The organism is Rhodanobacter sp. FW102-FHT14D06 (assembly GCF_043950705.1).
Taxonomy (GTDB): domain Bacteria; phylum Pseudomonadota; class Gammaproteobacteria; order Xanthomonadales; family Rhodanobacteraceae; genus Rhodanobacter.
On record NZ_CP170722.1, the window covers coordinates 2,686,571 to 2,704,988 of the forward strand.

Below are 18,418 nucleotides of genomic sequence, written 5' to 3' on the forward strand. Positions count from 1 at the left end.
AGAGCTTCATGGGTATCGCACAACTGCTGGCGCTGGTCATCCTGGTCGTGGTCGTCATCGGCATCGTCAAGCTGGTGCGCATCGTGCCGCAGGGTTACGAATGGACGGTGGAGACGTTCGGCAAGTACACCGGCACGTTGAGCCCGGGGCTGCATTTCCTGATCCCGATCTACCAGGCGATCGGGCACAAGATGAACATGATGGAGCAGGTGCTGGACGTGCCCTCGCAGGACGTCATCACCAAGGACAACGCGGTGGTGCGTGTCGACGGCGTGGTGTTCTACCAGGTGCTGGATGCGGCCAAGGCGGCCTATGAAGTGGCCAATCTGGAGCAGGCCTCGCTGGCGCTGGTGATGACCAACATCCGCACCGTGCTCGGCTCGATGGACCTGGACGAAAGCCTGAGCAAGCGCGACGAGATCAACGCCCGCCTGCTGCGCGTGGTGGACGAGGCGACCCACCCGTGGGGCGTCAAGGTCAACCGCATCGAGATCAAGGACATCTCGCCGCCGCGCGACCTGATCGACGCGATGGCACGGCAGATGAAGGCCGAGCGCGAGAAGCGCGCCAACATCCTCGACGCCGAGGGCTTCCGCCAGGCGGCGATTCTCAAGGCCGAGGGCGAGAAGCAGTCGGCGATCCTCTCTGCCGAGGGTGAGAAGGAGGCCGCGTTCCGCGCCGCCGAGGCGCGTGAGCGCACCGCCGAGGCCGAGGCCAAGGCCACCACGATGGTCTCCGACGCGATCGCCGGCGGCAACATCAATGCGCTGAACTATTTCGTCGCCAACAACTACATCGGCGCGCTGAAGGAAATGGCCAATTCGCCCAACCAGAAGATGCTGCTGCTGCCGATCGAGGCCACCGGCGTGATCGGCGCGATGGCCGGCATCGCCGAACTGGCCAAGGAATCCCTCACCCAGCAGCAGCGCCCGGCGGCCGCGCCGGTGCCGCCGCTGCGCTGAGTGGAGTCCTCGACCATGTGGCAACTTGCCGTGCATTACCTGTGGTGGATCCTGGCGCTGCTGCTGATTGCCGGCGAGCTGCTGCTGCCGGGCTATTTCCTCCTGTGGATCGGCCTGGCCGCGGCGGCGATGGGCGTGCTGCTGTGGGCCGTGCCGACGCTGGGCCTGCTGGCGCAGGCGATCGTGTTCGGCCTGCTCGCATTCGCCTTCTGCGTGGCCTACGCGCGCTGGCTGCGGCCGAAGCTGGAGCGTCGCGTGCCGGGCAGCGAACGCCTCAACCGTCGCGCCGAGCAGATGATCGGCCAGCGTTATGAGCTGATCGAGGCGATCGTCAATGGTCGCGGCAAGGCCCGCGTGGGCGACGGCCAGTGGCTGGTCAACGGGCCGGACCTGCCGCTGGGCGCCACCGTGGAAGTGGTTGCCGTCGATGGTTCCACCCTGCAGGTGCGCGCGGTGGCATGAGCGGCACCATCAGCCAGCAGCAATTCGCCACCACCGCGCTGAACACGCGCATGGCGTTCGTGCTGGAGCTGGCGCGGCGCCTGCACCAGTACGGCACCACCGCGCCGCGACTGGAGATGGCCGTGGCCGGCGTGGCGCAGCGGCTGGGCTTGTCCGCCGACGTGTGGTCCAGCCCTACCGCGGTCATCATTTCCTTCGCCGACCTCGCCCAGGGCGAGGAGCGCGTGGCGACGACCACCCAGGTGGTGCGGCTGCCGCCGGGCGAGGTGAACCTGGAACGGCTGTGCCAGGCCGACGACATCGCCGACCGCGCGATCGCCGGCGAGCTGGGCCTGCGCGAAGGCTTTCGCCTGCTGCGCGAGCTGGGGCGGCCGGACAGCCGACGCGAGAAAATCGGCCTGATCGCCAGCTACGGCTTGTCCGCGGCTTCGATTGCGGCGCTGTTCCTGCACAGCTCGTGGGTGGACCTGGTGGTCGCGGCGGTGATCGGCACGATCATCGGCTGCATCACCCTGGCGGCTGCCGTGCGGCCGCAGCTGGCGGCGGCCAGCGATGCAATCAGTGCGCTGGTGGCGACCATGGTGGCGATCCTGGTCAGCGCCTTCATCGTGCCGCTGGCGATCAAGTCGGTGGTGCTGGCCAGCCTGATCATCCTGATCCCCGGCATGTCGCTGACCACCGCCGTGCGCGAGATCTCCAGCCAGCACCTGGTTTCCGGCATGGCACGCATGGGCGGCGCGATGGCGACCCTGCTCAAGCTCACTTTCGGGGTCATCGCCGCGACCGAGTTGTGCAGCGCACTCGGCATCACTGCGCGCGATTTCGCCTTGCCGCCGCTGCCGTCATGGACCGATTACCCGGTGCTGCTGGTCGCCGCGATCGCCTTCGCGATCCTGTTCCGCGCCGCCCGGCGCGACTGGCCGGCAGTGATCGCGGCGGTGGTGGTGGGTTATCTGGCCACGCGCTGGGGCGGCGAGATCTCCACCTCGTTGCCGGGCGCGCCGGTAGGCGTGTTCCTGGGCGGCTTGCTGCTGGGCGCGCTGGCCAACGTCTACGCGCGCTATGCGCATCGGCCCGGCGCGGTAATCCGCGAACCGGGCATCCTGTTGCTGGTGCCGGGCAGCGTGGGCTTCCGCAGCATGTCGTTCCTGCTCGAACGCGACACCTCGCTCGGCCTGGACGCCGGCTTGCTGCTGGTCACCCTGCTGGTGTCGCTGGTGGCGGGGCTGATGTTCGGCGACTTGCTGATTTCGCCGCGGCGCTCTCTGTAAAACAAAAGCGACCGGGCTAGCCGGACTTCACGCCACCCGGTTCATCACGGGAGACGAACCCGCGCGGCACCTTCGCCTCCTCCCCTTTGAAGCAGGGGAGGATTGAGGAGGGTGCTCCTGGCCCCGGCAAGATCAAGAGCCGCGCCTTCCTGACCTACCTTTGCGTTGCGTCCGCATGAGCCTTGCGCGGCGAATGGACGTCGCATGGTTCAAGCCAAAAAAAAAAGCGCCGGCGCGAGGCCGGCGCTGTTTCCATGGCGTGGGGACGGCGATCAGATCGTCAGGTCCTTTTCCTTCTTGCCCGCCTTCAGCGCGTCGTTGAACCAGTGCGGACGCTTGCCGCGGCCGGACCAGGTCTGCGCCGGGTTGGCCGGGTTGCGATACTTCGGGGCAACCTTGGCGCCGGCGCGCTTGCTCTTGCGGGCACCGCCGAAAATGTCCTCGAACGAATAACCCTCGGCCTTGATCAGCGCGTGGACCTTCTCGCGCAGCTTGACGACCTTCTCCTTGCGCAATTCGTCCTGACGGATTTGTGCCTTGCTGATGAGATCGTTGAGCTGATTGTGGTTGAGATTCTTGATATCGACGGCCATGGACGGACTCCGGTGAGGGTGACGAATCATGCCTCATTATCGAGGCAATGCGGGCATGGTGAATGCCGGCCAGTCCGGATTCTCCATGATCGGACAAACATTTGTAAAGCGCCAAACTCCCCGACGCGCGCCACAGTTCATATTCGAAACGATTATGAAACAGGGTTGCAAGGGCAAATGTACCGATATTCGAAACCCGCCGGTTTCATTAATCAGGCCAGCAGTGCGAACAACTCATCCTGGCTCAACGTGCGGCTCTCGCTGTCCTCGCGGCCGCGATATTCCAGCGTGCCGGCGGCCAGCCCGCGTTCGCTCACCACCACGCGATGGGGGATGCCGATCAACTCCATGTCGGCGAACATGTTGCCGGGACGCAGGCCGCGATCGTCCAGCACGGTTTCGATGCCGCGCTGGACGAGTGCCTGGTACAGCGCCTCGGCGGCCTCGTTGACCGCGGCGGAGGCGTTCTTCGGGTTGATCACGCACACCGCCACCCGCCACGGCGCCATCGCCTCGGGCCAGATGATGCCCGCGTCGTCATGGCGCTGCTCGATGGCGGCGGCGACGATGCGGCTGATCCCGATGCCGTAGCAACCCATGGCCATCACCTGGGCCTTGCCGCCTTCGTCGATCACGGTGGCGCGCAGGGCGTCGGCATACTTCGTCCCCAGCTGGAACACGTGGCCCACTTCGATGCCGCGGGCCAGGTGCAGTTCGCCGTGGCCGTCGGGCGAGGCATCGCCCTCGACCACGTTGCGCAGGTCGGCGATGCGGCTGATGCGCGCGTCGCGCTCCCAGTTGGCGCCGGTGCAGTGCACGCCGTCGGCATTGCCGCCGCAGACGAAGTCGGCCAGTACGGCAGCGTCGCGATCGACGATCACCGGGATGGAATCGGGCAGGCCGACCGGGCCGATGAACCCGGGGCGCGTGCCGCAGGCGGCGCGGATTTCCTCTTCGCCGGCCAGCACCATCTCGCCCGGCAGCTCGGCCAGCTTGCCGGCCTTGACCTCGTTGAGTTCGTGGTCGCCGCGCAGGCACAGCGCGACCAGCCCTTCGACGCCGCGCACCAGCAGGGTCTTCACGCATTGCCGCGGCTCCACTTTCAGGAAGGCGGCGACGTCGGCGATGGTTTTCTGGGTCGGCGTGTCCGCGCGCTGCAGGCCGGCGGCGGGCGCAGGGCGTTCGACGGACGGGGGCAGCGCTTCGGCTTTCTCGAGGTTGGCGGCATAGTCGGAGCCGTCGGAAAACGCGATCGCGTCCTCGCCCGAATCGGCCAGCACCTGGAATTCATGGCTGGCATTGCCGCCGATGGCGCCGGTGTCGGCCTGCACCGCGCGGAAGCTCAGGCCGAGGCGGGTGAAAATGCGCACATAGGCCTGGTACATCGCGGCGTAGGTTTCCGCCAGCGACTCCTGCCCGAGATGGAATGAATAGGCATCCTTCATAAGGAATTCGCGCGCGCGCATCACGCCGAAACGCGGGCGGATCTCGTCGCGGAACTTGGTCTGGATCTGGTAGAAATTGACCGGCAGCTGCTTGTAGCTTTTCAGCTCGTTGCGGGCGTAATCGGTAATCACTTCCTCGGCGGTCGGCGCATAGCAGAATTCCTGCTCCTTGCGGTCGCGGATCTTCAGCAGCTGCGGGCCGAATTTCGCCCAGCGACCGGTTTCCTCCCAGAGTTCACGCGGCTGGATGGTCGGCATGAGCAATTCGATCGCGCCGGCGCGATCCATTTCCTCGCGCACGATGCGCTCGACCTTGCGCAACACGCGCAGGCCCAGCGGACTCCAGGTGTACAGGCCGGAAGCCAGCCGGCGGATCATGCCGGCGCGCAGCATCAGGCGATGGCTGGCGATCTCGGCGTCGGCAGGGACTTCCTTGACGGTGGCCAGGTGGAATTGGCTGAGGCGCATGCGGGCGATTCCGGCGTGTAAAGCGCCCATTGTAGCGGCGCCACCGCCGCCGGAGTGCGGCCCGGGGGCTTACTTGCCCTGGCAGTACTGGTCGTACTGGGCCTGGGCGGTGGCGATCTGTTGCTGGCGTTGCGAGGCGTCCAGTGCGTTGGGCTTGCCATCCTTCTCCATCACCACTGGACCGCTGCCCTGCAGGGTCGCCAGGTTGGACTGCAGCGAGGCGCACAGCGATTTGCGGTTCTCCGGGGTGTCGGCCATGGTCTTCGGCGCGACGGCGGGCTCGTTGCTGCCGCCCGCGACGTCCTCCGGATTGCTTCGTTCGGCCGGCTTGACCAGCGGCTCCACCGTGCCGGTCGTGGTGACCTTGCTGTACTTGACCCCCTGCGTCGGCGGCGCCTCGGAGTAGTGCACGGTGCCGCTGGCGTCGGTCCACTTGTAGACCTGCGCGGCACACAACGGGGCAAACAGCAGCAGTGCCACGACAATCAGCGAACGGCGCATGGGGGTCTCCGGACAGGGGAAAATCAGTCGTTCCTTGTTATCACTCCGGCGCCCCGGACTCAAGCAGGCAATGGTTTACACTGCGCCTACTCCGTCACGATCCTGCTTCATGAGTCCACCCATGCCCGTTCAACCGCCCCGGCACCGCGGCATTTACCTGTTGCCGAACCTGTTCACCACGGCGGCGATGTTCGCCGGGTTCTACGCGATCATTTCAAGCATCGGCGGCCATTACGTCGAGGCGGCCATCGCGGTGTTCCTGGCGGCGGTGCTCGACGGCATGGATGGGCGCGTGGCGCGCATGACCGGCACGCAGACCGAGTTCGGCGTGCAGTACGACTCCTTGTCGGACCTGGTCAGCTTCGGCCTCGCGCCGGCGCTGGTGATGTACACGTGGTCGCTGTCGGCGCTGCGCGACGTGGGGCCGCTGTGGGGCAAGCTGGGCTGGGCGTGCGCGTTCATCTATGCCGCCTGCGCCGCGCTGCGGCTGGCGCGCTTCAATACCCAGGCAGGGGTGGCCGACAAGCGCTATTTCCAGGGCCTGGCCAGTCCGGCCGCGGCGGCGGTGAACATGTCGTTCGTGTGGACCATGGAGAAGGCCGGCTGGAGCGGCGCCGAGCTGGCCTTCGCCAGCGCGGCGATCGTGGTGGTCACCGGCCTGCTGATGGTCAGCCGCTTCCGCTATTTCAGTTTCAAGTCGCTGCCGATGGGCGAGCGCGGCAACGTGCCGTTCGCCTGGATGGTGGTGGCGGTGCTGCTGCTTGCCTTGCTGTATCTGGCGCCGGCGCGGGTGCTGCTGGCGGGTTTCACCGTGTACCTGTTGTCCGGGCCGGTGTGGACCATCGCGGCGCGGATCGCGCATCGGCGCCGTGCACGGCACTCCGCCAGATGAACGCGCCCATGCCTGCCGCCCACCGCGCCCGCGTCCTGCACGCGCTGGGGCTGACGCCGTGGGTTCGCCGCGTGGCGAAAGTTGTGCCGGCCATGGCCGAGCCGGAGCTGGGCGACGCCGACGTGGCCTGCGTGGTGATCCTGCCGGCGTCGTGCAACGCCCGCGAGCTCGACCTGCTGGGCCGCGCGCTGCGTGCCGGCGGTGCGGCGCTGGCGCGCGCGGCGCGCATCAGCGTGCAAGGTGGCCAACTGGCGTCATCGGTGCCGGCGGCGCGCGCCTACCTGGTGTTCGGCGATGCGCAGGCGCATGCACTCGGCCGCGCCTTGCCGGCGGCAGTGATGAGCCAGGCGCTGATTGTGCTTGCCGATGAGCCGAAGCTGGTGCTGGCCGACGCGACGGCCAAGCGTCGGCTGTGGAACGCGCTGCGCAGCGTGCGCCGTGCGCTGGCCAGCGCGGGAGCCTGAACGATGGTCGCCGTGCCGAAGGCGGCGATCCAGGTGCGCGGCATGTACCTGGATGATCTGGCCGCAGTCAGCGCGCTGGAGAACGCCTCGTACGAATTCCCGTGGTCGCCCGGCATCTTCGGCGATTGCGTGCGGGCAGGGCATTCGTGCTGGGTTCTGTGCGTGGATGGCAGCGTGGCCGGCTACGGCATTCTCTCGACCGGCGCCGGCGAGGCGCACTTGCTCAATTTGTGCATCGGCCCGGAGCATCGCGGCCGCGGTCTCGGCCGGCATCTGCTGATGCGCCTGCTCGACGTGGCGCGCTGGAACCGGGCCGAGCGACTCTTCCTCGAAGTGCGCCCGTCCAACCCGGGCGCGAAAGCCTTGTACGAGTCGGTGGGCTTCCACGAAATCGGAAGGCGCCCGCGCTATTACCCGGCACGCGACGGACGCGAGGACGCGATCGTGATGGCGCTCGATATGGCCGCAGGCCATATCGAGAAATAAGCAAGAACCCGATCGCCAAAAAGCCCGGGGCGGCGTGCGGCGGTGCCCGCCCTACAGCTTGCCGGCCTGCTCGCGCAGCGCGCCCAGCGTGGTGTTCCAGTCGGCGATGCGCTGGCGCTCTTGTGCCACGACCTCGGCCGGCGCATTGGCGACGAAGTTCGCGTTGCCGAGCTTGCCTTCGCATTTCCTGATCTCGACCTCGATGCGACCGATTTCCTTGGCCAGGCGCGCTTTCTCGGCGGCCACGTCGATCAGCCCGGCCAGCGGGATCAGCACGCGCAACGTGCCGACCACGGCGGCCGCGGCGGCGGGTTCGTCGGCGCCAGCAGCGATCCACTGCGGAGTCTCGACGCGGGCGAGGAAGGCGATTTGTGCGGCAAACTTTGCCACCCGCGCACGATCGCCGGCGTCGCCGTCTGCGAGCAACAGCGGGATCGTCTTGCCGGGCGGGATATTCATCTCCGAACGGATCCGGCGGATGCCGGAGAGCACGTTCTTGAACCATTCGATCTCGGTCGTGGCCGCATCATCGGCGGTGATGTCTTCGGCGCGTGGCCAGGGTCGCTGCAGCAGGCTGCCTTCGCTGAGGCCGAGCACCGGCGCCACTGACGCCCATATTTCCTCGGTGATGAACGGGATCACCGGATGCAGCGCACGCAGCACGCTTTCCAGCACCACCAGCAAAGTGTGGCGGGTGGACGCGGCAGCCGCCGCGTCGTCACCGCTGAGCGCCGGCTTGGCCAGTTCCAGGAACCAGTCGCAATACTCGTTCCAGACGAACTCGTACAGCGCTTGCGCCAGATGATCGAAACGATAGCTGACAAAGTGCCTCTCGACCTCGTCCAGCGTCTGCTTGAGCCGCGTCAGAATCCACCGCTCCGCCTCGGTCACCGGCTTTTGATCTCTCCGATTCCCGATTCCCGATTCCCCGTTCCCCGCGTTCAAAAGAACAAACCGCGCCGCATTCCACAGCTTGTTGCAGAACGCCTTGTAGCCCTCGGCCCGCTTGATGTCGAAGTTGATCGTGCGGCTGTAGCTGGCCAGCGCGGCGAAGGTGAAACGCAGCGCATCGGTGCCGATCGCCGGGATGCCGTCGGGGTAGTCCTTGCGGATGCGCTTCTCGACCTTGGCGCGCACCTGCGGAATCAGCAGTGACTTGGTGGATTTCTCCACCAGCGGTTCCAGCGCGATGCCGTCGATCAGGTCCAGCGGGTCCAGCGTGTTGCCTTTGGACTTGGACATCTTCTGGCCTTCGGCATCGCGCACGATGGCGTTGATGTACACCTCGCGGAACGGTATCTGGCCGGTGAAGTACTTCGTGGTCATCACCATCCGGGCGACCCAGAAGAAGATGATGTCGAAGCCGGTGACCAGCACCGCGCTGGGCAGGAAGACCTTGTCCTGTGCCCAGTTCGCCACGACCTCGCCGCGCTCGTTCTTCACCGGGCCATCGGCCGGCCAGCCCAGCGTGGAGAACGGCCACAGCGCGGAGGAAAACCAGGTGTCCAGCACGTCGTCGTCCTGACGCAGGTCGCCGACCGGCACGGTCGCGGCATGTGCGCGTGCGTCAGCCTCGTCCTCGCCCACGAAGATGTTGCCGGCCTCGTCGTACCACGCCGGGATGCGATGGCCCCACCACAGCTGGCGGCTGATGCACCAGTCCTGGATGTTGTCCAGCCATTGTGTATACGTGTTCGCCCAGTTTTCCGGCACGAACCTGATATCGCCCGAACGCACGGCATCGAGCGCCGGCTCGGTGATCGCCTTGCGGCCGCCCGGGCGGCCATCCGCCTGGACGTCCGAAGTGAGGTCGACGAACCACTGGTCGGTCAGCATCGGCTCGATCACCGCGTCGGAACGCTGGCTCACCGGTACCTGCAGCTTGTGCGCCTTCGTTTCGACCAGCAGGCCGGCGGCTTCGAGATCGGCCAGCACGGCCTTGCGCGCGTCGTAGCGATCGAGTCCGCGATACTTCTCCGGCGCGTTGTCGCTGACCTTCGCGTCCAGCGTGAAGATGGTGATCGGCGGCAACTTGTGCCGCTGGCCGATGGCGTAGTCGTTGAAGTCATGCGCCGGAGTGATTTTCACGCAGCCGGTGCCGAAATCCTTGTCGACGTAGTCGTCGGCGATTACCGGAATCTGCCGGCCGGTGAGCGGCAAATGCAGCGTCTGGCCGACCAGGTGCGCGTAACGCTCGTCCTCCGGATGCACGGCCACGGCGACGTCGCCCAGCATGGTCTCCGGACGCGTGGTGGCGACCACCAGCGACGCGGCGCCGTCGGTGGTCATGTAGCGGATCGACCACATGTGGCCGTCGCGCTCGACGTTGTTCACTTCGAGATCCGACACCGCCGTGCCCAGCACCGGGTCCCAGTTCACCAGCCGGTTGCCGCGATAGATCAGGCCCGCGCGATACCAGTCGATGAACACCTTGCGCACCGCGGCCGACAGGCCTTCGTCCATGGTGAAGCGTTCGCGCGACCAGTCGGCCGCGGCGCCGATGCGGCGCATCTGGTGGGTGATGGTGGAGCCGGACTCCTCCTTCCACTGCCAGACCCGCTGGATGAACGCATCGCGGCCCAGGTCATGCCGGGTCTTTTCCTCGACGGCGAGCTGGTTCTCCACGATCTTCTGGGTGGCGATGCCGGCGTGATCGGTGCCGACCTGCCACAGCGTGTTCATGCCGCGCATGCGCTGGTAGCGCACCAGCATGTCCATCACCGTCTGCTGGAACGCATGCCCCATGTGCAGCGTGCCGGTGACGTTCGGCGGCGGCAGCAGGATGCAGTACGGCTCGCCCTGGCCGCTCGGCTTGAACGCGCCGCTGGCTTCCCAGCGCTCGTACCACTTCGACTCGATCCGGGCCGGCTCGAAACTCTTTTCCATCGGGAAACGCTCGCTGGCGCGCAGGCGCGCGCGTGGGTGTCGGGTAAGGATGTGATTGTACGGTGCGGGCCAGGGCCAGCCCAAGGCGGGGCGCGATGATTGCGCCGCGCGAGGTGGGCGGGCAGTCGTCTGCGTGGCGCAGGGCGGGTACTGCCCGCCGCCCGGGACAGGCCGGCCTCAGCCGCCCACGGCCAGCCCGGCGCCAAGATCCAGCAGCGGCGCGGCGATCAGCATGCGGGCGAGAAACAGCACGATGATCACCGCCATCGGCGCGAAGTCGATCTGGCCGAACACCAGCTTGCCGTCCAGCGGACGCAGCAGCGGGGCGACGATCTTCTCCGCCAGTCGCAGCATCGGCTGGCGGCGATCGACGGAAAACATGCTCAGCAGCGACCAGCCGAAGATGAGCACGATGTAGAACAGCAGCACGAAGTCGAACAGCTCGGCAAGCGACAGCACCAGCAGACCGGCAAGGTTGGGCATCGCCCCGACCAGCGCGAACAGCAGCAGGCGCTTGAGCAGCATCGCCAGCCACGCCAGCAGCAGGCCGGCAAGGTTGATCCTGCCCCAGTTCGGCACCACGCGGCGGATCGGCGCCAGCACCGGGTTGGTGGTGCGGTAGATGAACTGGCTCAGCGGGTTGTTGAAATCGGCGCGGCAGGCTTCGGCCGTCACCCGCAGCAGGAACAGGATCACCACGGCGTCGAACGCCAGGCCGATCAGCATCGAGAGTGCGTTGAACAGATAGCTCACGGCTGCGCGTCCAGTTCGGCGGCGAGCTCGGCGCCGCGGCGGGTGGCCGCGGCCACGGCCCTGGCCACGATGCGCGGCAGTCCGTCCGCGCCGAAGCTCTCCAGCGCGGCTTGGGTGGTGCCGTGCGGCGAGGTGACGCGCTGGCGCAGCACGGCCGGGTCGTCGCCGCTCTCGGTGAGCATGCGGCCGGCGCCGAAACAGGTCTGCGCGGCCAGTGCGCGCGCGGTGTCGCGCGGCAGGCCCTGGGCCACGGCGGCTTCCTCCAGCGCTTCCACCAGGGCGAAGAAATAAGCCGGCGCCGAACCGGAGATCGCGGTGACGGTGTCCATCAGGGCTTCGTCGTCGATCCAGCGGGTGAGTCCGGCAGCGTCCAGAATGTGCTGCGCCTGCGCCTTCTGCGCGGGGCTGACGCGCGCGTTGGCGCACAGACCCGTGGCGCCGGCGCCGATCAGCGCAGGCGTGTTCGGCATGCAGCGCACGATCGGCAGGCTCGCGCCGAACCAGCGTTCGAGCTGGTCCAGCCGCACACCGGCGGCGATCGAGATCAGCAACGGGCGCTGGCGCTGCAGGATGTCCTGCAACTCGCCATGGACGGAGGGCAGCACCTGCGGCTTGACCGCCAGCACGATCACCTCGGCCTCGGCCGCCGCCAGCCGGTTCTCCGCGTAGCAGGCGATGCCGAAATCGCGGCCCAGCTCCTGGCGCCCCTCGGCGCGGGGCTCGGCGACGCTGATCGTGGCGGAGGCGACGCCCGTCTTCAGCAGGCCGCCGATCAGGCTGCGCGCCATGTTGCCGCCGCCGATGAAGGCTAATCGTGTCATGCAGGACTCCTTGATCGTTGCAGCCGCCTACCTTACCGGAAGCCGGCGCGCCGGCGCGCGGACGACGCGCCGCCGCCGCCGCGACGAGGCCGACGGCGGGGCAACCTCGCGTTTTTCGACGGGATGCGCAAATCCCCGTTGCGGTTGCGGCATGATAGGCGGGAAAGGCTGGCCGCACAGCCGCTTGCGCGAGTAGTATCGACGCGGCTACAGGGGGATTCGGGTTGCCGGTCCGCAGGGTTCCAGGGGCAGCGGTTGCGCGCCCGGGCGGCGGCTGGCGGCGACAGTCCGGACCCCTGTGCATCCGCATTCATGCCACCAGACGATCGGTTGAGGGGAAACGACTTCATGGACATTGCCGAACTGCTTGCCTTCTCGGTAAAGAACAAGGCCTCGGATTTGCACCTGTCCGCCGGCCTGCCGCCGATGATCCGCGTCGACGGCGACGTCCGCCGGATCAACATCCCCGCGCTCGAGCACAAGCAGGTGCACTCGCTGATCTACGACATCATGTCGGACAAGCAGCGGCGCGACTACGAGGAGTTCTTCGAGACCGATTTCTCGTTCGAGATCCCCGGCCTGGCGCGCTTCCGCGTCAACGCGTTCACCCAGAACCGCGGCGCCGGCGCAGTGTTCCGCACGATTCCGTCCGAGGTGCTGACGCTGGAAGACCTGGGCGCGCCGCGCGTGTTCAAGGAGCTGATCGAGCAGCCGCAAGGCCTGATCCTGGTGACCGGCCCGACCGGCTCGGGCAAGTCGACCACGCTGGCGGCGATGGTCGACCACATCAACAAGAACGAATACGGGCACATGCTCACGATCGAGGACCCGATCGAGTTCGTGCACACCTCGCAGAAGTGCCTGGTCAACCAGCGCGAGGTGCATCGCGACACGCATGGTTTCAACGAGGCGCTGCGCGAGGACCCGGACTACATCCTGGTCGGCGAGCTGCGCGACCTGGAAACCATCCGCCTGGCGCTGACCGCCGCGGAAACCGGCCATCTGGTGTTCGCCACCGTGCATACAAGTTCGGCGGCCAAGACCATCGACCGCATCATCGACGTGTTCCCCGCCGGCGAGAAGCCGATGGTGCGCTCGATGCTGTCCGAAAGCCTGCGCGCGGTGATTTCGCAGTCACTGCTGAAGAAGGTCGGCGGCGGCCGCATCGCGGCGCACGAGATCATGGTCGGCATCCCGGCCATCCGCAACCTGATCCGCGAGGACAAGGTGGCGCAGATGTACTCGTCGATCCAGACCGGCCAGCAGTTCGGCATGCAGACGCTGGACCAGTGCCTGCTGGACCTGGTCAAGCGTGGCGTCGTGACGCGCCAGCAGGCGCAGGGCTACGCCAAGAACAAGGACAGTTTCAAGTGAGGCAGGGGATCGGCAGCCGGGAGCCGGGGATCGTCGATGAGCGGCAAGCCGTGCGCGGCCGCTCATCGGGTGCCCGCGGCCCGGGCGCCGGTCCGCGGCGTGCACCGGTTTTCCGATTCCCCATTCCCTGTTCCCGATCCCCGGGGTTAAAGCCATGAGCGACTTCGATTTCACCTCGTTCCTGAAACTGATGGTGCACAAGAAGGCATCGGATCTTTTCATCACGGCCGGCGTGGCGCCGTCGATGAAGGTGCAGGGGCGCATCGTGCCGATCACGCAGAGCCCGCTCAGCGTGCAGCAGGCGCGCGACATGGTGCTCAACGTGATGACGCCGGGCCAGCGCGAGGAGTTCGAGAAGACCCACGAGTGCCAGTTCGCAATTTCCGCGCAGGGCGTGGGCCGTTTCCGCGTGTCGTGCTTCTACCAGCGCAACTGCGTGGGCATGGTGTTGCGCCGGATCGAGTCGAAGATCCCCACCACCGAGGAGCTGAACCTGCCGCCGGTGATCAAGCAGCTGGCGATGACCAAGCGCGGCATCATCATCTTCGTCGGCGCCACCGGTTCGGGCAAATCGACCTCGCTGGCGGCGATGGTCGGCTACCGCAACCTCAACTCGACAGGGCACATCATCACGATCGAGGACCCGATCGAGTACGTGCACAAGCACGAGGGCTGCATCATCACCCAGCGCGAGGTCGGCATCGACACCGACAGCTGGGACGCTGCCCTGAAGAACACCCTGCGCCAGGCACCCGACGTGATCATGATCGGCGAAATCCGCACCCGCGAGGGCATGGACCACGCCATCGCGTTCGCCGAGACCGGCCACCTGGTGCTGTGCACGCTGCATGCGAACAACGCCAACCAGGCGATGGACCGCATCCTGCATTTCTTCCCGGAGGATCGCCGCCAGCAGTTGCTGATGGACCTGTCGCTGAACCTCAAGGGCATCGTGGCGCAGATGCTGATTCCGACGCCGGACGGCAAGGCGCGTCGGGTCGCGGTGGAAGTGCTGCTGGGCACGCCGCTGGCGCAGGACTACATCCGCCAGGGCGAGATCCACAAGCTGAAGGAGCTGATGAAGGAGTCGACCCTGCTCGGCATGAAGACCTTCGACCAGGCGCTGGTCGAGCTCTACCACGCCGGCGAGATCAGCTACGAGGATGCGCTGCGCTACGCGGACAGCTCCAACGAGGTGCGCCTGCGCATCAAGCTGGCCCAGGGTGGCGACGCGCACACCTTGTCGCAGGGGCTGGACGGCGTCGAACTGGAAGAAGACCCCAACGACAAGAGCTTCGGCGGCAGCAACCTGCTCAACCGCTGAGCAGATCCTGCGGCAAGGAAAAAGGAGCCTCGCGGCTCCTTTTTCCGTTCACGGGTTGTCGCGATCGATCAGTGGCTGCTCATGCTGGACGAGGGCCGGTCGTGGTGTTTCGTGGCGGCGGGGGTGATCGCCAGCGCGGAGGCGTCGACGCTCTTCACGCCCTTGACGCCCTGCGCCACGCGCACCGCGTTCATCTTCTCGCTGGCGCTGCCGACGTTGCCGGTCAGGGTTACCACGCCATCGTTGGTGGTCACGTTGATGTCGGTGGCGCTCACGCCCTTGGTGGTGCCGAATTCGGTCTTCACCTTGGTGGTGATCCATGCGTCGGCGGCCTTGTCCGGCACCGTCTGGTTGTCCGATGCCTGCGCGGCGGCCTCGCTGCTCTGCGCTGCCACGGCCTGGCTGAGTGGCACGGCGGCGAAGGCGAGCGTCAGGGCGGCGGCGATCATGCTGCGGCGAATCACGGGATGGTTGTGCATGGCAATCTCCTTGGAGAAGGGGTTGTCGGTGGTGACAACGGGGTCGCCGGGTTTGCGATCCTTGTGGCCATGACAGCAGCGGCGGAGTGAACGCCATGTGCGCAGGCGCCGCCGCGATTCAGGTGCCGCCACGGTTTGCGAAGGCGAGGTCACGAGCATGTTGGCGGTACGTTGCGTGCGCAAAAAAAGGCCGGGGTGCGCGCGGCGCCCCGGCCTGGAGTGGAACGACTTGCCCTGGCGTCGCTTATGTCACTTCAGCGTCGTCTGGCTGGTGATCACCATGCCGCCGGCCTCGACATGCATCTCGGCGTGGATGTCTTCCACGCGCTGCGCCTGCTGCTTCATCGCCTCGAACTGCGCCTTGGAACGCGCCGCCGCCTCTGCCGCCTGGGCGGCGCTGTCGTCGGGCTTGTCCGCCGATGCATCACCGCTGTTGTTCATCGCGCTGGCCGCGGCGGTGAGCGCGTCGACCTTGTCCTGCATCAGCTGCACCCAGGACAGGTACATCGCGCCGCTCAGGTGCATCCGCGCCATCTGGCCCGCGTTGCCGCCGGCTTCCTTCAGGGTGTCGGCCAGCTTGGCGTCCTCGCCGGCGCCCACGCCCAGCGCCAGCGCCTTGTCGCTCATCGCCACCCAGCCGGGCTGGCCGAGCATGCCGGCCATCTGCTGCGGCAGCGCCACCGGCTTGCCGTCATTGGTCAGCTTCAGCTGCGCCAGCGCGGGCACCATCATCTGGCCCATCGCCAGCAGGCCGGTCGGGTTGCTGGTGGCCAGCACCAGCCGGCCGCTGAAGGTGGGCAGGCTGGAGGTGGGGTTGTCAGTGAGCGTATCCAGCGCCAGGCGCACGCCCAGCAGGTCGCCGAACGGCGGGATCGCGGCTTTCTGCGTGGCCGGGCCGAGCTTGGCGAAGCCCTCGTTGAGATCGCTCAGCGCCGGGCAGGTGAACGGCTTGGCCGCCACTGCATCGGCCTGGGCCATCCAGAACGTGCGCAGGTTCGCGATCGGCAGCGCCAGGCTCACGTCGAATGGAGCGGTACCGGCCTGACCCAGCCCGGGCAGTTCGACCTTGAGCCCGGAGAACGCCTTGCTGATGTCCTCGGCCAGCGCGATGTCGAGGCGGCCGTCCTGATGACCGGCGTCGAGCCGGGTGTAGCCGAAGCTGATCGTCGGCACCCGTGCGGCGATGCGAGCGGCATCGGTGCTGCACGACGGCGGGACCTGCAACTGATTGGCCACCGGCTCGCCGGTCTTGGCCGACTCGGCCACCGCGTGCGCCTTGCGCATCGCATTGGCCAGTGCGTCCGTGCCGCCGATTGCCAACGGCAGCACGCGGGTCAAGTCGAGTTCGCCGACCAGCCACTTCTTGTAACCGTTGGCCTTGGCCAGGTCGGCCAGGCGACCGTCGTCCTGCATGCTCTTCTGCGGCCGATCCAGTCCCAGCGCCTCGCGCAGCATGGTTTTCGGCGCGCCGATCGGCAGCAGCGCTGCCACCGCCTGCTTGTCCACCGTGGCCAGGATCACCTCGGTGCCCGATTCGGTGGACGCGTAGCGGCGGTAGCTCTGCTTGCCTTCGCTGGCCACCTCGAACTTCTTGCCGTAGGCGGTCTCCAGGCGGCCCACGAACGCGTCGAAGGCGGCCGCGTCGGCGAGCTGGAAGCGCAGCACGGGCGCCAGGCCCAGGCCGTAGAGGGCCGAGTAGCCCTTCAGGTCGAGGCCGGCGGACTGGGCGAAGCCCTCCACCGTCTTGCCGTTGAACTCGGCGCGCAGCGCGCGCAGCAGGCGGGCGCCGTCAGGGTCCTTCTCGGCGAGCCGGTCGGCCGCGGCGTCCATCTGTTCCAGTTGCGACGGCAACTGGGCGTCGGCCTGGGCCAGCAGCGCCTTGCGGGTGTCGTCGTCGAGCACGTCCAGGTTGGCCACGACGTACGGCGTATCGGCCGGCACGAACGCCAGCGGTGCATCCTTGTCCTTGTGCGAACAGGCAGCCAGCAGGACGCTGGCCAGTCCCATCGCGAGATAGCGGGTTGTCGCGCGCATGTTGATCCCCGTGGTGAGCAGCAGCGGCCATTATGCCCGCTGGGAGCGTGGGCGGCAGAAACTTCGGAGACGAAAAAAAGGCTGCGCGAGGACGGGGTATCGACGGTTCGCCGACCCATGGTGGTTCCATGGCTCAAGAAGCGGCGAAGCGCTTTACAACAGCGAAGCTGGTCAAATGCGGACCGCGCAGCCGCTTTTGCAGCCCGGAAGATTTCTGCCGCCCTCGCTCCCGGGTTGCGTCCGTGGCGGGCGCGGCGCCGGCGCTGCAGCGGGCATTCAGCGCGCAAGCACCTCGTTGAGCACGGCCATGCGCACGAACACCCCGTTGCCGACCTGTTCGAGGATGCGTGACTGCGCGCCGTCGGCCACCTCCGAGGCGATCTCGATGCCCCGGTTGATCGGCCCCGGATGCATGACCAGGCAACCCTTGGCCGCGCGCGCCAGGCGGCGACGGTCCAGCCCGTAGCGGGTGAAGTAGGCGGCCTCGTCGGGCAGTTCGATGCGCGCCATGCGCTCCTTCTGCAGGCGCAGCATCACCACCGCATCGGCGCCTTCGATGGCCTGGTCGAAGTCGGTGAAGCGCTGGCCTTCGACGACTTCGTCGGTGGCCGGCATCAGCTCGGGCGGGGCGCACAGGCGGATCTCCTTCACGCCCAGCGCGGTGAAGGCATTGATGTCCGAGCGGGCCACCCGCGAGTGGCTGATGTCGCCGCAGATCACCACCGTCAGATTCTCGAAATCGGGTCGGTGTTGGCGAATGGTGAGCGCATCCAGCAGGCCCTGGGTGGGATGCGCGTGGTTGCCGTCACCGGCGTTGATCACCGACACGCCGCTCATTGCATGGCGTACCAGTTCGTCCGGCGTGCCGGACTGCTTGTGGCGCACGATGATCGCGTCCAGGTGCATCGCCTCGAGCGTATGCAGGGTGTCGAACAGCTCCTCGCCCTTGCTGGTGGAGGACAGCCCGATGTCGAAGTTGACCACGTCCGCACCGAGCCGCCGCGCCGCCAGTTCGAACGAGGTGCGGGTGCGCGTGGACGGTTCGAAGAACAGGTTCAGCACGGTGCGCCCGGTCAGCACGTCCAGCTTGCGGGTGCCGTGGGCGCAGGCATCGCGCAGCGCCTCGGCGCGGTCGAGCAGGCGCTCGATGGTCTCGCGCGGCAGGTTTTCCAGGGTGGTCAGGTGGCGCAGGCGAGGGCTCAT

The 18,418-nt window shown here is 67.2% G+C and carries 17 protein-coding genes; 8 read left to right on the forward strand and 9 right to left on the reverse strand.

The genetic code is table 11. The features are described 5' to 3' along the window. Positions 1-8 precede the first annotated feature (8 nt). Genes ACFCQI_RS11995 through ACFCQI_RS12005 form a run of 3 tightly spaced genes read left to right on the forward strand, consistent with a single transcriptional unit; the run spans position 9 to position 2,695 of the window. Complete coding sequence (locus ACFCQI_RS11995; RefSeq protein WP_210772072.1) at positions 9-962, forward strand: SPFH domain-containing protein; 954 nt, start codon at positions 9-11, stop codon at positions 960-962. Positions 963-977: 15 nt separating this feature from the next. After that, positions 978-1,424, forward strand: coding sequence for an NfeD family protein (locus ACFCQI_RS12000; RefSeq protein WP_395116972.1), 447 nt, complete (start codon positions 978-980; stop codon positions 1,422-1,424). Then, positions 1,421-2,695, forward strand: a complete 1,275-nt coding sequence (locus tag ACFCQI_RS12005; RefSeq protein WP_395116974.1) for a threonine/serine exporter ThrE family protein — start codon at positions 1,421-1,423, stop codon at positions 2,693-2,695. Before ACFCQI_RS12000 ends, ACFCQI_RS12005 begins: the two co-directional genes overlap by 4 nt. 272 nt (positions 2,696-2,967) lie before the next feature. Here ACFCQI_RS12005 and ACFCQI_RS12010 read toward each other — a convergent pair whose 3' ends face one another. The 3 genes from ACFCQI_RS12010 to ACFCQI_RS12020 all read right to left on the reverse strand — a co-directional run bounded on the left by ACFCQI_RS12010 (position 2,968) and on the right by ACFCQI_RS12020 (position 5,702). Continuing rightward, entirely contained in the window at positions 2,968-3,288 is a 321-nt protein-coding gene (locus ACFCQI_RS12010) for an H-NS family nucleoid-associated regulatory protein (RefSeq protein ID WP_395116976.1), read from the reverse strand. A 212-nt stretch (positions 3,289-3,500) separates the two neighbouring features. After that, a complete protein-coding gene (locus ACFCQI_RS12015) occupies positions 3,501-5,201 on the reverse strand; it encodes a proline--tRNA ligase (RefSeq protein ID WP_395116978.1) in 1,701 nt (566 codons plus the stop codon). Positions 5,202-5,270: 69 nt separating this feature from the next. Further along, the gene (locus ACFCQI_RS12020; protein ID WP_395116980.1) at positions 5,271-5,702 is read right to left on the reverse strand and encodes a DUF4124 domain-containing protein; all 432 of its coding nucleotides are present in this window, start codon (positions 5,700-5,702) and stop codon (positions 5,271-5,273) included. Between the two features lie 109 nt (positions 5,703-5,811). Here ACFCQI_RS12020 and ACFCQI_RS12025 point away from each other — a divergent pair, with 109 nt between their 5' ends. From ACFCQI_RS12025 to rimI, 3 genes are read left to right on the forward strand one after another with little or no spacing between them, the layout of a single operon-like run. Further along, positions 5,812-6,594, forward strand: coding sequence for a CDP-alcohol phosphatidyltransferase family protein (locus ACFCQI_RS12025; protein ID WP_395116982.1), 783 nt, complete (start codon positions 5,812-5,814; stop codon positions 6,592-6,594). Between the two features lie 8 nt (positions 6,595-6,602). Then, positions 6,603-7,058 (forward strand): hypothetical protein, encoded by a 456-nt coding sequence (locus ACFCQI_RS12030; protein ID WP_395116984.1) that lies wholly within the window; start codon positions 6,603-6,605, stop codon positions 7,056-7,058. Positions 7,059-7,061: 3 nt separating this feature from the next. Next, entirely contained in the window at positions 7,062-7,544 is a 483-nt protein-coding gene (rimI, locus tag ACFCQI_RS12035) for a ribosomal protein S18-alanine N-acetyltransferase (RefSeq protein WP_395116986.1), read from the forward strand. A gap of 51 nt (positions 7,545-7,595) precedes the next feature. Here rimI and ACFCQI_RS12040 read toward each other — a convergent pair whose 3' ends face one another. From ACFCQI_RS12040 to proC, 3 genes are all read right to left on the reverse strand, one after another. Beyond that, positions 7,596-10,430 (reverse strand): valine--tRNA ligase, encoded by a 2,835-nt coding sequence (locus tag ACFCQI_RS12040; RefSeq protein WP_395116987.1) that lies wholly within the window; start codon positions 10,428-10,430, stop codon positions 7,596-7,598. Between the two features lie 177 nt (positions 10,431-10,607). Further along, on the reverse strand, positions 10,608-11,183 hold the full coding sequence (locus ACFCQI_RS12045) for a YggT family protein (protein ID WP_395116989.1): 576 nt from the start codon (positions 11,181-11,183) through the stop codon (positions 10,608-10,610). Beyond that, complete coding sequence (gene proC, locus ACFCQI_RS12050) at positions 11,180-12,004, reverse strand: pyrroline-5-carboxylate reductase (protein ID WP_395116991.1); 825 nt, start codon at positions 12,002-12,004, stop codon at positions 11,180-11,182. Before proC ends, ACFCQI_RS12045 begins: the two co-directional genes overlap by 4 nt. Positions 12,005-12,352: 348 nt before the next feature. Here proC and ACFCQI_RS12055 point away from each other — a divergent pair, with 348 nt between their 5' ends. Both ACFCQI_RS12055 and ACFCQI_RS12060 read left to right on the forward strand, forming a co-directional pair. Next, the gene (locus tag ACFCQI_RS12055; RefSeq protein ID WP_395116993.1) at positions 12,353-13,378 is read left to right on the forward strand and encodes a type IV pilus twitching motility protein PilT; all 1,026 of its coding nucleotides are present in this window, start codon (positions 12,353-12,355) and stop codon (positions 13,376-13,378) included. Between the two features lie 154 nt (positions 13,379-13,532). Then, positions 13,533-14,702: a PilT/PilU family type 4a pilus ATPase gene (locus ACFCQI_RS12060; protein WP_136256917.1), complete on the forward strand. Its 1,170-nt coding sequence runs from the start codon at positions 13,533-13,535 to the stop codon at positions 14,700-14,702. A gap of 68 nt (positions 14,703-14,770) precedes the next feature. On the opposite strand, the gene ACFCQI_RS12065 is transcribed toward ACFCQI_RS12060, so the two are convergent. The 3 genes from ACFCQI_RS12065 to ACFCQI_RS12075 all read right to left on the reverse strand — a co-directional run bounded on the left by ACFCQI_RS12065 (position 14,771) and on the right by ACFCQI_RS12075 (position 18,418). Then, positions 14,771-15,181 carry a BON domain-containing protein gene (locus tag ACFCQI_RS12065; RefSeq protein WP_395116995.1) on the reverse strand — a complete coding sequence of 137 codons (411 nt, stop codon included), beginning with the start codon at positions 15,179-15,181 and terminating at the stop codon, positions 14,771-14,773. A 249-nt stretch (positions 15,182-15,430) separates the two neighbouring features. Continuing rightward, a complete protein-coding gene (locus ACFCQI_RS12070) occupies positions 15,431-17,215 on the reverse strand; it encodes a hypothetical protein (RefSeq protein ID WP_395116997.1) in 1,785 nt (594 codons plus the stop codon). Between the two features lie 276 nt (positions 17,216-17,491). Further along, the gene (locus tag ACFCQI_RS12075) at positions 17,492-18,418 is read right to left on the reverse strand and encodes an aspartate carbamoyltransferase catalytic subunit (RefSeq protein ID WP_395116999.1); all 927 of its coding nucleotides are present in this window, start codon (positions 18,416-18,418) and stop codon (positions 17,492-17,494) included.

Bases quoted from the DNA above. Each gene is read 5' to 3' on its own strand.
- ACFCQI_RS12040 (WP_395116987.1), bottom strand. From the start codon at position 10,430: ATGGAAAAGAGTTTCGAGCCGGCCCGGATCGAGTCGAAGTGGTACGAG.
- ACFCQI_RS12070 (WP_395116997.1), bottom strand. From the start codon at position 17,215: ATGCGCGCGACAACCCGCTATCTCGCGATGGGACTGGCCAGCGTCCTG.
- ACFCQI_RS12020 (WP_395116980.1), bottom strand. From the start codon at position 5,702: ATGCGCCGTTCGCTGATTGTCGTGGCACTGCTGCTGTTTGCCCCGTTG.
- ACFCQI_RS12075 (WP_395116999.1), bottom strand. From the start codon at position 18,418: ATGAGCCCTCGCCTGCGCCACCTGACCACCCTGGAAAACCTGCCGCGC.
- rimI (WP_395116986.1), top strand. From the start codon at position 7,062: ATGGTCGCCGTGCCGAAGGCGGCGATCCAGGTGCGCGGCATGTACCTG.
- ACFCQI_RS12010 (WP_395116976.1), bottom strand. From the start codon at position 3,288: ATGGCCGTCGATATCAAGAATCTCAACCACAATCAGCTCAACGATCTC.
- ACFCQI_RS12060 (WP_136256917.1), top strand. From the start codon at position 13,533: ATGAGCGACTTCGATTTCACCTCGTTCCTGAAACTGATGGTGCACAAG.
- ACFCQI_RS12030 (WP_395116984.1), top strand. From the start codon at position 6,603: ATGCCTGCCGCCCACCGCGCCCGCGTCCTGCACGCGCTGGGGCTGACG.
- ACFCQI_RS12025 (WP_395116982.1), top strand. From the start codon at position 5,812: ATGAGTCCACCCATGCCCGTTCAACCGCCCCGGCACCGCGGCATTTAC.
- ACFCQI_RS12065 (WP_395116995.1), bottom strand. From the start codon at position 15,181: ATGCACAACCATCCCGTGATTCGCCGCAGCATGATCGCCGCCGCCCTG.
- proC (WP_395116991.1), bottom strand. From the start codon at position 12,004: ATGACACGATTAGCCTTCATCGGCGGCGGCAACATGGCGCGCAGCCTG.
- ACFCQI_RS12000 (WP_395116972.1), top strand. From the start codon at position 978: ATGTGGCAACTTGCCGTGCATTACCTGTGGTGGATCCTGGCGCTGCTG.
- ACFCQI_RS11995 (WP_210772072.1), top strand. From the start codon at position 9: ATGGGTATCGCACAACTGCTGGCGCTGGTCATCCTGGTCGTGGTCGTC.
- ACFCQI_RS12005 (WP_395116974.1), top strand. From the start codon at position 1,421: ATGAGCGGCACCATCAGCCAGCAGCAATTCGCCACCACCGCGCTGAAC.
- ACFCQI_RS12015 (WP_395116978.1), bottom strand. From the start codon at position 5,201: ATGCGCCTCAGCCAATTCCACCTGGCCACCGTCAAGGAAGTCCCTGCC.
- ACFCQI_RS12055 (WP_395116993.1), top strand. From the start codon at position 12,353: ATGGACATTGCCGAACTGCTTGCCTTCTCGGTAAAGAACAAGGCCTCG.